Origin of the sequence: Bifidobacterium olomucense, assembly GCF_012932375.1 — a bacterium.
GTDB classification, from domain to species: Bacteria; Actinomycetota; Actinomycetes; order Actinomycetales; family Bifidobacteriaceae; genus Bifidobacterium; species Bifidobacterium olomucense.
On the sequence record NZ_JAAIIG010000010.1, the window covers coordinates 79,523 to 93,365 of the forward strand.

8 protein-coding genes and 1 rRNA gene are annotated in these 13,843 nt (G+C 61.1%); 5 read left to right on the forward strand and 4 right to left on the reverse strand.

All coding sequences use genetic code 11. The annotated features are described in order from the left end of the window. Window positions 1–47 precede the first annotated feature (47 nt). Both G1C97_RS09770 and G1C97_RS09775 read right to left on the reverse strand, forming a co-directional pair. Window positions 48–1,655: an acyl-CoA carboxylase subunit beta gene (locus G1C97_RS09770; protein ID WP_169241592.1), complete on the reverse strand. Its 1,608-nt coding sequence runs from the start codon at window positions 1,653–1,655 to the stop codon at window positions 48–50. Then, window positions 1,648–3,573, reverse strand: a complete 1,926-nt coding sequence (locus G1C97_RS09775; protein WP_169241593.1) for an ATP-binding protein — start codon at window positions 3,571–3,573, stop codon at window positions 1,648–1,650. Before G1C97_RS09775 ends, G1C97_RS09770 begins: the two co-directional genes overlap by 8 nt. 454 nt (window positions 3,574–4,027) lie before the next feature. Here G1C97_RS09775 and G1C97_RS09780 point away from each other — a divergent pair, with 454 nt between their 5' ends. After that, window positions 4,028–4,636: a biotin transporter BioY gene (locus G1C97_RS09780; protein ID WP_169241594.1), complete on the forward strand. Its 609-nt coding sequence runs from the start codon at window positions 4,028–4,030 to the stop codon at window positions 4,634–4,636. Window positions 4,637–4,793: 157 nt separating this feature from the next. Here the strand turns inward: G1C97_RS09780 and G1C97_RS09785 are convergent, their stop codons facing one another. Next, window positions 4,794–5,738 (reverse strand): biotin--[acetyl-CoA-carboxylase] ligase, encoded by a 945-nt coding sequence (locus tag G1C97_RS09785; protein ID WP_169241595.1) that lies wholly within the window; start codon window positions 5,736–5,738, stop codon window positions 4,794–4,796. A 322-nt stretch (window positions 5,739–6,060) separates the two neighbouring features. On the opposite strand from G1C97_RS09785, the gene G1C97_RS09790 reads away from it, so the two are divergent. From G1C97_RS09790 to G1C97_RS09810, 4 genes are all read left to right on the forward strand, one after another. After that, window positions 6,061–8,565 carry a glycoside hydrolase family 94 protein gene (locus G1C97_RS09790; RefSeq protein WP_169241596.1) on the forward strand — a complete coding sequence of 835 codons (2,505 nt, stop codon included), beginning with the start codon at window positions 6,061–6,063 and terminating at the stop codon, window positions 8,563–8,565. 163 nt (window positions 8,566–8,728) lie between these two features. Then, window positions 8,729–9,526, forward strand: coding sequence for a TetR/AcrR family transcriptional regulator (locus G1C97_RS09795; RefSeq protein ID WP_169241597.1), 798 nt, complete (start codon window positions 8,729–8,731; stop codon window positions 9,524–9,526). A 680-nt stretch (window positions 9,527–10,206) separates the two neighbouring features. Beyond that, entirely contained in the window at window positions 10,207–12,420 is a 2,214-nt protein-coding gene (locus G1C97_RS09805; RefSeq protein ID WP_417852228.1) for a DUF6020 family protein, read from the forward strand. 53 nt (window positions 12,421–12,473) lie between these two features. Beyond that, window positions 12,474–13,406 carry a PucR family transcriptional regulator gene (locus tag G1C97_RS09810; RefSeq protein ID WP_169241603.1) on the forward strand — a complete coding sequence of 311 codons (933 nt, stop codon included), beginning with the start codon at window positions 12,474–12,476 and terminating at the stop codon, window positions 13,404–13,406. 327 nt (window positions 13,407–13,733) lie between these two features. Here G1C97_RS09810 and rrf read toward each other — a convergent pair. Next, window positions 13,734–13,843 (reverse strand): 5S ribosomal RNA (gene rrf, locus G1C97_RS09815); the annotation flags it as partial.

The window sequence follows — 13,843 nt, forward strand, 5'->3', positions numbered from 1 at the left end:
GCTCAGTCGGTCGACGGCCCACCGGACTGTGACCTGCCCGATGCGGGTCACAGCGGCTGGTTGCCGTGGTGCTTGGAGGTACGTTTCACGCGGCGCTTGGTGGCGAGCGTGGCGAGGGATTCGACGATGACTTCGCGGGTCTGTTCGGGGTCGATCATGGCGTCGATCTGTCCGATTTCCAGCGAAAGGTTCGCATTGACCGTGCTGGTCTCGTAGTCCTTGATGTACTTGGCCCTCAACGCTTCCACATCCTGACCGGCGGCCTTGGCTTTGGCCAGATCGTGCCGGTGGATGATGTTCACCGCGCCGGCCGCGCCGAGTACGGCGATCTGTGAGCTGGGCCAGGCGAAGTTCAGGTCTGCGCCGATGGCCTTGGAGCCCATCACGATGTAGGCGCCGCCGAATGCTTTGCGCAGCACTACAGTCACCAGCGGCACCTGTGCGTTGGCGTAGGCGTAGATCACCTTGGCTCCGCGGCGAATGATGCCGGCGTGCTCCTGATCGGAACCGGGCTTGTATCCGGGCACGTCCACCAACGTGATGACAGGCAGATTGAATGCGTCGCACAGGCGTACGAATCGCGCGACTTTTTCGGAGGAGTCGACGTCCAGAATGCCGGCCCTGACATTCGGCTGGTTGGCCACAACACCCACCGGGCGCCCCTCGATGCAAGCGAATCCCACGAGCGCGGAGGCACCGAAGAGCTCCTGAACCTGTACGAATTCGCCGTAGTCCACGATGCAGCGGATCACGTCGAGCATGTCGTAGGGCTGGCGTTCGTTGGCGGGCACGATCTGGGCGAGTCGCTTGGCCGTATCGCGCTCGGCACGCGTGGCGGCGTAGGCGTAGACCGGCGGCTTGCCGTCGGCGTTGGACGGCAGGTAGGCGAGCACAGTACGCGCGTAGTCGATGGCGTCGGACTCGTCCTCGCCGAGATAGTGGGCCACACCGGACACCTTGTTGTGCACTTCACCGCCGCCGAGGTCCGCCATCGAGATGGTTTCGCCGGTGGCCGCCTTGACCACGTCCGGTCCGGTGACGAACATATTCGAATTCTCGCGGGTCATGATGATCAGGTCCGTCAGCGCCGGACAGTAGACCGCGCCGCCCGCGCAAGGTCCGAGAATCAGGCTCAGCTGGGGCACGAATCCGCTGGCTTCGCAGGTTTTGCGGAAGATGCGGCCGTATTGGGTCAGCGCCGCCACGCCTTCCTGGATACGAGCGCCGCCGGAATCCACAATGGCTACGATCGGCACTTTGAGATCGATGGCCATGTCCATCAGACGGCAGATCTTCTCACCTTCCGCAGTGCCCAGCGTGCCGCCTTTGACGGAGAAGTCCTGTGCGTAGACGGCCACTTTGCGTCCGTAGACCAAACCGAAACCGGTGATGACGGCCGCACCTGCGTTGCCGGCCGCGATGTTGCCGCCTTGGAAGCGGCCGATTTCCTCGAATGTACCGGTGTCGAACAGCATGTCGAGGCGTTCGCGCGCGGTTTTCTTGCCTTTGGCGTGCTGTTTGTCGCGGGCGCGCTCCTCGGCGGCGCGGGCCAGTTCGGCGGCTTTGACCACCGCGGCGCGCAACGGCTGATGGGCGGACGGCTGGGCGGCGACCTGCGTGGCTTTGACGGCCGGAGAATCCATGATGTCAGTCATTCTTACCGCCTTCCTTTGCTTGGCTGGCCGACTGGCTGGACGGTTGGGCTGCGGCGTCGGCCTTGCCTCCGGTCACATCCAGCGTGACCAACGTGTCGCCGGCTTCCACGCCATCCGCAGGCCCCACGAAGATCTTGGTCACTTCGCCGGCGGCCGGCGCGTACACGTAGTTCTCCATCTTCATGGATTCGAGCACCACCAACAGGTCGCCTTTGGCCACTTGCTGACCTTCGGACACGTTGATGCGCGTGACGACGGCCTGCATCGGCGAGGCGATGACGCCGGACTTGGCACCGTCGTTCACCTTGGCTGCGCTGGAGTCGGCGTTGTGCAGTCCGGCACCGCGCAACGGCTGCGTGGGACGCTTGGCGTTACGGGCGCGGGCGGAACCGGTCAGGTTCTCCACGATGTCCAGCGGCACGGTGAGCTTGACGCGGCGGTCGTTCATTTCGATGACGAACGTCTCGGACTTGGTCTTATCCGGCTGGCTTGCAGCTGCACCCGGAGTGCCGGATGCAGCTGCGCCCAGCGAGGCCGGCTGTCCGGCGCGCGCCGAATCGGGTGTGCGGTTGAGATACGTGCGCTCCAGCCATTTGGTGGAGACGGCAAACGGATGGTTGTGCTCGGCGGTGAAGTCGTCGTTCGAGAAGATTTCCTTGAACAGCGGAATCGGCGTGGGCACGCCTTCAATCACCAGCTCATCGAGCACGCGGCGCACACGCGCCACGGCGGCGGCACGGTCCTGTGCGGTGACGATCACCTTGCCCATCATCGAATCGAATTTCGGCGAGATGGTGTCGCCCTGCTCCACACCGGTGTCGATGCGCACGCCGGGACCAGCCGGCCACTGGATCTTCTCCAACGTGCCGGCACCCGGGGTCAGGTTCTTGGCCGGGTCTTCGCTGGTGATGCGCAGTTCGAAGCTGTGGCCACGCGGCTCGGGAGCGCGTGTCAGCGTGCCGCCGGATGCGATGACCAGCTGCTCGCGCACCAGATCGAGTCCGCTGACCTCCTCGGAGACGGTATGCTCGACCTGAAGTCGTGGGTTGACCTCCAGGAAGTAGACCTTGCCGTTGGGCGTCACCATGAATTCGCAAGTGCCCAAACCCACGTAATCCACGGTGGTGAACAGTCTGCGGGAGTATTCCGTAAGCGTATCGACGATCTCCTGGGGCAGGAACGGCGCAGGGGCCTCCTCCACAAGCTTCTGGTTGCGGCGTTGCAGCGAGCAGTCGCGGGTGGAGTAGACGGTGAAGTTGCCGTGCGAGTCACGACCGGACTGGGTCTCGACGTGACGAGCCTTGTCGATGAACTTTTCGATGAAGTATTCGTTCAGATCGCCGCCCTGCAACGCATCATGATTGGTGTAGAAGCGGCGCAGCTCCTCGTCGTCGTGGACCACGGTGATGCCGTGTCCGCCACCGCCGTCGGTGCGCTTCATCATGATCGGATAACCGTGGGTGTGCGCGAAGTCGAGCAGGGTGCGGATGTCCTGCACCGGTTCGGACAAGCCCGGCACCGGCGGCACTTTGGCGCGCAGGGCCACGCGACGTGCGGTGATCTTGTCGCCGAGGTCCACCAGCGCGGTGTGGTGCGGACCTACCCATATGGCACCGGCCGATTCGACCTTCTGCGCGAAGCTCGGCACTTCGGAGAGGAATCCGTAGCCGGGATGCACGGCGTCCGCACCGCTGCGATGCAGGATGTCGATGAGCAGATCCTCGTTGAGATACGTGTCTTTATAGGTGTCGCCGGAAAGCAGGTACGCTTCGTCGGCCATGTCTACGTAGCGGCCGTCGCGATCCTGTTCGGCGTAGACGGCCACGGTCCTGATCCCCATCTCCTTGGCCGTACGCACCACGCGCAACGCGATTTCCCCGCGATTCGCGATCAGCAATGTATTGACAGAGTGAGCCATACTGTCAAATTCTTGCCTCGCACACCATTGATCAGCAAGGCCTGTTCACACAAAACAAAACATGGCCTTTTGTAGAGACCCGACAAACGTCAGCGTAAGTTTCGCAAGCGTAACCATAGTCCCCAAACCCCAACAAACACTGTGATTCCAACGTTTTTCAGGTTCCCATCCCATGTTTTCCACCATTGACGCGCAAGCGCTATTTCGTCAATTTTCAACAAACCAGATTCCGTATTTTTGTAGCTCGGCACGAAACCGCACGAAACCGCACATCCTTAGGATGGCAATTGTTGAGGGGAAGGCTTCGCATCGCGAATCACCGCAACCATTCATCCAGCAACATCCGTACCACTCTTGCCACGCGCTGCATCACACGGCATCACTCCCATGAGACATCGCATCGCCGCAGAGCACAACAAGACGGTACGGATCGTGACCGAAGGGGAATCACATCATGCAGACTTCACACACCACAGCATCCAACACAACGGCCACCGTTTCATTCGCCCGCCGTCTTATCGCCGTTTCATGGAAGCCGGTGCTGTTCGCCGCCCTGCTGTGGCTGGCTTCGGCCGCCGGCGAAATCCCGATTCCGGGCACGCCGGTGCCGATCACGCTGCAGACCTTCGTGGTGATGCTGGCGGGCCTTATGCTCTCCTGGCGTCAGGCCGGATCCGCCATCGCGCTGTATCTGGTTGCCGGCGCGGCCGGACTGCCGGTCTTCGCCGGCGGCGCATCCACCATGGCGTTGGTGGGCCCGAGCGCCGGATTCCTTATCGGATTCCTGCCGGGCGTGGTAGTGACCGCGTTGCTGAAAGACAAGGCAGCGGCCCACGCCGCCGGATTCACCGAGACGACCCTTGCCGCAATTCGTTATTTCGCCGCGTCGGCGATCGGCTGCGTTGCTGTGGTCTACGCATTCGGCTTCTTGGTGCAGTCCGCGCTGACCGGTGTTCCGCTGGCAGCCGTAGCCTTGGCATCCATGGGATTTGTGGCCGGTGACATCGTCAAGGCTGTGGTCGCCTCGCTCGCCGCCGCCGGACTTGCCAAGCTGGGCCGCTGAACGGCCGGCAACATACGACAACGGCCTGTTTGGGCAACCGGAAATTCCGGAGCCCAAACAGGCCGTGCTCTCTTCCTTTTCTCACATCGCCGGCATCACCGCTGATACCGGCGACAATCAATCGCTGTAGGTACGTGCGTTTACCGCACGTCTGCGCTTACAGCACACCCACGTCCGCAGTGCGAACCGTATGTTCCACGCCATCGTCCGTCCGCAGAATCAACGACGCATCCTCGGTCAGGCCGATCGCCTCGCCGGTGAGCGTGGAGCCATCCGTGAAATGGGCCTCGACCTGACGGCCACGCGCCCAGCATACGGATTTCATTTCCTCACGCAGCGCTTCGGCCTGGCCATGCGGGTCGGCGAAGAACTTCGCCAATCGCTCGCGGAAGCCCTCGACCTGTCGGCATGCCACATCATCGCGCATCTCATCGAATGACGGCAGTCCGGCCGCATGCAGCTGCAGCGACGTGGAGTTCGGCGTAGGCAGACGGCAAGCGCCCAACGCCAGATTCAGACCGACACCGAATACGATCACCACATCGTCGCCCGTGTTGGCTGCGTTATTTGCATCGCCCGCGTCGGCCGCCGCCGCGCCTTCAGCGCTTTCGGACTCGGCCGGAAGCAGCACCAATTCCGAAAGCAACCCGCCCATCTTGAGCCCATGGCAGAACACATCGTTCGGCCATTTCAGTTCCAGGAAGCAGTCAGGCTGATTCGGCACGGCCCCATATTCCTGCATCATGCCGTTCAACGCATCCAGCGTCACCAGACCGGCGATCATCTGCAGCCAGCCGTTGATCGAACTGTCCGTGGCGATCGCGCGCGGCACACGTACCGCATAGGAAATCGTCGAGCACCGACCGGGCTGGCTCACCCACCGGTGCCCATTGCGCCCGCGACCAGCGGTCTGCCGGTCGGCGGCGACGACAGCCACCGCCATCGCGCCGTCGTCGCGCTTGTGCAACGGCATCGCGCCACTGCCTACCATCTGTGCGGCCAACGCGTTGGTTGAGCCGACTTCGTCAAGCGCGATCACCTGGTCAGCGACGGCATTGGTTTTGGGCAGCTGCGGCGTTGCAGCTTTCAAAGCAATCATCATGGGTGTTACCTTACCCGCGGCACGGACCGAATCAGCCCCGATATCCCACGAAAAAGCGCACAATTCCAATCATTTTCAGTCACCAACCCTTTGTGAGCGTTCACACGTGACCTAAATCACACCCCATCCCCCGACCTCTGACGCACACCCCGGCCACCCGTCCATATCCACTTTCCAATTACGTACCCGACACTTATTTATAACCTTATAAATAAGTGCTACAATGATGCCGTACGCATTGACGCAAGCCCCTCGCGGAACCCTCGCGGAAAAAGACTTCCGCCGGTGCCGCAACAGCAATGAAGCAGCCGAAAGGAACCCCATGCGATACGGTCATTTTGATGATGCGAACCGCGAATACGTGATCGAAACCCCCGCCACCCCTCTGCCGTGGATCAACTATCTGGGCAACGAGGACTTCTTCTCGCTGATCTCCAACACGGGAGGCGGCTACTCGTTCTACAAGGACGCCAAGCTCCGCCGCATCACCCGCTACCGTTACAACAACGTTCCGTTCGACAACGGCACACGCAACTACTACGTGAGCATCATGAGCGGCAACACCCCGGACGCCAAGCCGATCGAGACCTTCTCCCCCACCTTCCTGCCCGTCAAGACCCCGCTCGACAGCTACCAGTGCCGTCACGGCATCGGCTACACCGTCTTCGAGGCCTCCAAAGCCGGCATCCGCACCGAGCTTACCGCGTTCGTCCCGCTGCACACCGCCGCTGAAATCAACCGTCTCGACATCACCAACATCAACGGCGCACCGAAAACCGTCGATGTGACCGGCTTGGTCGAATGGTGTCTGTGGAACGCCGTCGATGATTCCAGCAACTTCCAGCGCAACCTGTCCACCGGCGAGGTCGAGGTCGAGCGACGCGACGAATCCACCCTGCTCTACCACAAGACCGAGTTCAAGGAGCGCCGCAACCACTACGCGTTCTACGGCGTGAACGCACCGGTCATCGGATTCGACACCAGCCGCGACGAATTCCTGGGCCAGTTCAACGGCTGGGATACCCCGCAGGTTATCGCCGAAGGCAAGGCGCACGACTCCGTGGCGCACGGCTGGTACCCGATCGCCGCGAACCGCGTGCGCGTCACCGTCGATCCGGGCGAGACGAAGTCGCTGATCTTCACGCTCGGCTACATCGAAGTGCCGAACGACCAGAAGTGGGAGGATCCGAACGATCCGGCCAAGGTCGGCATCATCAACAAGAAGCCGGCGCATGAGCTGTTCGCCCGCTTCGACACGACCGAGAAGGTCGAAGCCGCGCTTGACGAACTCAAGCAGTACTGGAACGGTCTGCTGAGCACCTACAGCGTCGAATCCGGCGACAGCAAGCTCGACCGCATGGTCAATATCTGGCATCAGTACCAGTGCATGGTCACATTCAACATGTCCCGCTCCGCCTCCTACTACGAGTCCGGCATGGGTCGCGGCATGGGCTTCCGCGATTCGAACCAAGATCTGCTCGGCTTCGTGCATCTCGTGCCCGAGCGCGCACGCGAGCGCATCATCGACATCGCCTCCACGCAGATGGAGGACGGTTCCGCATGGCACCAGTACCAGCCGCTCACCAAGAAGGGCAACGCCGACATCGGCGGCGGCTTCAACGATGATCCGCTGTGGCTGATCGCCGGCGTGAACGCCTACCTTGCCGAAACCGGCGACGCTTCGATCTTGACCGAACCGGTGCCGTTCAACAACGTCGAGGGGTCCGAAGTGCCGCTGCTGGAGCATCTGCGCCGCTCCGCGAACTTCACGATGAACCATCTCGGCCCGCACAAGCTGCCGCTCATCGGCCGCGCCGACTGGAACGACTGCCTGAATCTCAACTGCTTCTCCGCCACCCCGGGCGAAAGCTTCCAGACTGTGGAGAACAACGACACCGGCATCGCCGAATCGGTGTTCATCGGCGGCATGTTCGTACTGTATGGCGGCCAGTACGCCGATATTCTCGCGCACTACGGCGAGGCGTGCGGCATGTCCGCCGACGAGGTGGCCGCTGAGGTCGGGGTCGTGCGCGACGCGATCGACGCGATGACCGAAGCCGTCAAAACCGCCGGCTGGGACGGTGCATGGTTCCGCCGCGCCTACGACGCCTACTCCCGTCCGGTCGGCACCATCGATGACACCGAAGGCCAGATCTACATCGAACCGCAGGGCATGTGCGTCATGGCCGGCATCGGCTTGGACGACGGCAAGGCGCAGGCCGCGCTCAAATCGGTCAAGGATCGCTTGACCTGCGAGTGGGGCACCGCAATCCTCGCTCCCGCCTACTCCACCTACCGCATCGAGCTCGGCGAGATCTCCACCTACCCGCGCGGATACAAGGAGAACGGCGGCATTTTCTGCCACAACAACCCGTGGGTGTCGATCGCCAACGCTCTGGCCGGCAACGATGAGGAGGCGTTCGCCGTCTACCGCCGCAACTGTCCGGCATGGTTGGAAGACAAGTCCGATATCCGCAAGGTGGAACCCTACGTGTACTGCCAGATGGTCGCCGGTCCGGAAGCCGCGATTCCGGGTGAGGGCAAGAACTCCTGGCTCACCGGCACCGCCGCCTGGACGTTCGTGGACGTCTCCCAGTACCTGCTCGGCATCCGTCCCACCCTCGACGGTCTGGCCATCGAACCTCACCTGCCCGCCGAGTACACGCACCTGACCATCACACGCGTGTTCCGCGGCGTCACCTACCGCATCACGCTCGACCGTACCGGCGAGCGCACGCTCACCGTCAACGGCAAGGTGATTGACGGCAGCACGGTACCGGTACCGACCGACGGTGCGACTACCGTAGACGTCACCGTCACGTTCTGATGTTCTGGGTTTGTTACATTCACGTTGGGCTCTTGCTTGAGGCTCTCGCCTCGTTGCAGCAGAGCCCAACGTGCCCAGCGACTGTGCTGCCGGGCGACGGCTGATAAGTAGCGATCAGCGGCGGTCGGCGGCACAACAGAACCGTAGAGATAAGGAAGCCGTAATGCCCGTCGCAGCATGGGAACAGTTTCTGAAAGACCAGAGCAGCTGGCCCGCCGCCTCGCGAGCCACCCATCAGTCCATGGTGAGGGACACGACATCCGGCACCACTTTCGAGAAGCGCAAGCGCATGAGCCCCGAAGAGCGGCATCTGCAGATCATACAGGCCGCGATCAAGGTCATCGCCTCCAAGGGGTTCTGGGGCATGTCTATGCAAGACATCGCCGACGAGATCAGCATCACCGAGGCGGCGCTCTACCATTACATTCGCTCGAAAAACGAGCTGCTCAACATGGTGCTTGCCGAAGGCTACGATACGTCCGAAGCGGACGAGTACAACGCGTCCACGTCCGCTGTTACTGATTTCGACGGGCACCATTGCTACTGTTTCCCGCGCTATTGCACCAACATCGTGCTGTACAACCTGCGACGTCCGGAAATGGTGCAGCTGTTTTCGATGCTCAACGGCGAAGCGCTCAACCCCACGCATCCCGCACACCGGTTCTTCATCGGACGTCACCTGCGCGCCTGGGAGCAGATCGGTTCGATGAATTGGATTCTGCCGCACGGATACGATGAAGAACGCTTCTACCATCTCTATACGCTCGCGATGAGCGCGATGGACGGTCTGCAATACCGCTGGCTCGCCGACCATTCCGTAAATCTGTTGGAAGAGTGGATGGCGTTCTCCGACGAGATCTTTCCGGAAACCATATGGCAAGGCTTCCGTGACCCGTCCGAATACAATCCGGACGCCCGGCAATGTCTTCTGCCGTTCACGCTAAACGGCGACAACGAATGAGGAGCAGCGAGAGGCCACTCACTGTTCTTCATCTGCAGCTCGGCCATAAGGGCGCGATGCTCTCCTTCATCGAACGTGGCACCGACATCAGGGGTAATCTCCTCACAGCTGCCGACGATTCACGATTCATTCCACGATTGGTCCGGAAACCGGTCCGAATTATGTTTTTCTCCCTACGGAACTGTCCGATAGCCATACACCGTTGAACGTTTGCGCAGATTCGCGAGCGAGCGTTACCGATTGCGTCTCAGTGATGCACTCCGTGCGGTACGACATACACATATGGCTGTTTGGGCGCATCGTACCACGCTGCCTTGCCCCGATACGCGCAGCAAACGATTGCCGCATGTTTCGTCCCACACACCAGCCACAGCAAATCCCCGGAATTCCGCCATTTTGCGAAATCGGCAGCATCGACTGTTCCGCAAGCCCGTGGTACGACCCGCCGCAAACGCCATAATCACTAGATTGTCCCACGCACCACTCATTACGCATCACTCACCACCCATCACTTACCACCCATCACCCCGCTACGCACCATCGCACACCGCACTGCTCGCGCCCGATTCACGCATCACTCGCCAAGACGCCACAGTTGACGTATGCGGCTACCATTGACTGACATGACGTCACCAGCCATCGCAAAGCCTGCCGCCGCATCGCATCATCCTGACTCACACATGTGCGCACACCCCACGCTGTGCCGCATCGGTGCGATCGCGCGATGGACGCTGGCCGTACTGGCATGCCTGTGGCTCGCCCTGTGCACTGCGGTCGGCCCGCTGTATTGGGATCTCGACAACGGTACGCTCGCCAACTGGAACTGGACGAACACCGCCATTTTCATGGGCTCGTTCATCATCTACCTCGGCATTATCCTGCTGTTGGTACGCTTCGCAACCACCGGCCACATGTTGCCTTCCACACTCGGCGAACGATGGCATCAATTCGTCCGGCGATATTTCAACCCCGATCAGCGTCCCACCGCAGCCAATGACTCCAAGGCTCATACGCATGATGCTCATATAAACGCTTCGGACGCTTCGAACGCGGCAGACGACGATCAATCCGGCGCTCAGCCGCAGCCGTCCGATCCGTCCACTCCACGCCCGCCGCACACCCCGCACACCCCACACACCCCACAACCCTCGCAGCCTCGCATCACTCCGCAACGCATCACCACGGCGATCGCACAGGCTTTTGCTGCGGCGGGACGCTGGATTATGCGCGGCACCGATCGGTTCTGGAAACTCGCACTGGTGCTCTTCATCGGGTGGCTGTGGATTCCGACCACGTTGCTGGCCGCGTTCGGCGCGGATCTTCGCTCGCAGATTCGCGAATTCGCATGGGTGTGGAATCAATGGACCGGCTTGAAACAGCCGTATATCGGCTTTTTCTCGTTCGTGCCGATGGACGTGTATCCCACCGCTCACTATATGTGGCCCGACGATCCCACGTATCTCACCGATCAACATAACGTAGTGCTCACCTTGCTCTACGGCGGCGCGGCCACGTTCTCACGGTACCTGACCGGCTCCAACGATGCCGGCATTGTGGTGCTTGCCGCAAGCCAAATGCTGTTCGCCGTGTTCTGCTGCGCGGCCACCGCCAATCGCTTCTTGAATCGTCCGTGGCTGACCAAGGCCGGTATTGACGAAACGTCACCGCGATTCGCCGGTCCGCTGGCACGATTCCTGATCCTGTTGTTCTTCCTCACCTGTCCGCTGGCGGTATTCGCCACGATCTCCCTTACCAAGTCGCCGTTGTTCGCGTTCTCGTTCGTCTGGTGGTTCGGCATCTGGTATGAACTTACCCAGACATGGCGGCCCGTCGGCAAACGCAGCAAACGCAGCAAACGCAGCAAACGCAGCAAAAGCGACGAACGTCACGACAGCGAGGAATCCGCTCAGCCGGCAAACGCACCGGTGTTGACTGCACCGTTGCGTTTGCCACGGCACAGCCTCCTTGCTTTTATCGCATCCACATCGGTGATGCTGATTTCCGCAAAGTACGCGTGGTATATCATCGCCCTGCAGGTGGTGCTGGCACTGATCGCCGACCGTCGCCGCTGGCCCACGTACGTTGCGGCCCTGCTGATTCCCACCGTGCTGATTCACGGCGGTATCTCTTTTGCGATCGCATCTGGTGCGATTATCGGCGGCGATCCGATCGAAAGCCGCGGCGTGCAGCTGCAGATGATCGCACGCGTGGCCAAGCGCAACCCGAACGGCATTTCCGAAGAAGCCAAGAAGAACCTCTCCCCCGTGTTCAATCTGGACCAGATGGCGGACGCGTATTCCCAGCAGGACGCCGATCCGGTGAAGTCTTCCGGCATACAGTCCAAAAAAGTAAGTTATAAGTGGCGTACCGTCACCCCGGAGGATATGAACAATTTCAACAAGGCGTGGCTTGCGATCGTCAAGGACAATCCGATCATCGCCTTGGACGCGTTGCTGGCCAAATGCTTCGGCTACTTCAATGTGACCGATCAGCCCTATGTAGCGATGGACTACTATGTGGCCAGCGACTACGTACAGAAGCACTCCACATGGATCAAATCGTATGACCATCAGTGGCGTGAGCAGGTAACCGGCTTCTCCCGCGCATGGGGGCATGTCCCGGTTCTCGGCTGGGTGGCGCACGGCAATTTCTACGTGGTGGCCACTTTGCTGATTGGTGCAGCCGAGGTGATTCGCCGCCGTTGGCTCACTTTGATGACGCATATTCCGCTGCTGTTGCTGATGGGCGTGATGATCACGGCGCCCGCCAATAATTTCGAACGACACATGTTGCCGGTCGCGTTCGTATTCGGTTTCGTGGTGCTGACGTATTGGCGCGACGCTCGGCGCGAACTCCATGCACAGCAGCAACTGCCGGTGCAACACATCTCGTAGCGCCTTCCTGTCACGGTACTGCTGATGCGGTTGGCGCGGCTACACTAGTGGCTATGCCTTCAGATTTCCTCGAACTGCTTGCCGACGACGCTGCCAACAATGCCGACGCCACAGCGCTCGACCGCGTACGTACGGTACTGTTCGAATGCCTATTCCACGAGATTGCCGACGAACGAGTGTCTTCCTTGTTCGCCATTCTCGGGTTTACGGGTGATTTTGATTGTTACGCCATTGCCGGGTACCCGGCACGGTCCGCAGTCCGTACCCGCAAGGATATCGAGAAAATCGTGGCCGATTTTGGCGGCACATGTATAACCGCCGATTATCAGGTCAACGGGCCGACGTTGGCCGCTCATGATGCAGGAAGGTCCCACGTTGCGTCGTCGGCAGGGGACGACGGTACGGCAGAGGCTGCCGGCGCGGCTGGTGGCCGAAAGAATCGAGGTAAGCGTGACGACAGCCGCAACGCTGTTGTTGCGCTGGTACAGCAGTCCGGCGCAGCGACTCCCGAAGTGATCTGCAATACCGTCGCTGGAGCGTTCGCGCCCGACCGTCCATTGGCGATGGGTCCGCAACTCGCCGGTGCCGAAGGGGCCATGCGGTCCGTGCGTACTGCGCTGTACTGTCTCAAGGCCGCTCCCGCACTGACCGTTACGCTTCAGTCGATTCCGAGGCCGTTGCGCACCGATGACGCGTTGCCTGAACGCGCGCTTATCGGAGATACGGATGCGCGTGACGAGTTGGTACGCGTGGTATATGGCAGTCTTACCGCAGCAGGTCCGGATGATCCGACTTTGCGCACTGTCTCCACGTTCCTGCAGTTCGGTGGCTCGTTGGAAGCCACCGCCAAGGAGCTCAACGTGCATCCCAATACGATTCGCTACCGTCTCAAGCGCGCGGCGGAGACGACCGGCTGGGACGCCACCGACCCCCGTGAAGCCTACGTGCTCACCACCGCCATCGCGCTGGGCCATATGGCCGTGTGATGCCGTCTTGTGTGGGTAGGTGAAGAACAGATTCCCGCGGCCCCTAACGACAGGGAAAGGGCTTCTGAGTGTCCGGCTGTCCAAACCCCCGGTTGTCCAAGTGCCTATGGCATACCGGAGAACAACACCGTGCCTTCCGACGGAACGTACGACTGACCGGACGTCAGGAATACGTTCCTTCCGGAAATAACCGGATACAGCTTTTGTCTGCATATGAGAAGCGGGGGACGTGGGCCGGACCCAAGCCCCGCGCACACAAGAACAGAACATGTGCAAATATGAAAAAAGGGGGGTGGTCTGTTGGGACCACCCCCCCTGTGACGAATATTGCGGCGGCGTGCTACTCTCCCACACCCTATCGAGTGCAGTACCATCGCCGTGCCAGGCCTTAGCTTCCGGGTTCGGAAAGGGACCGGGCGTCTCACCTGGGCCATGAC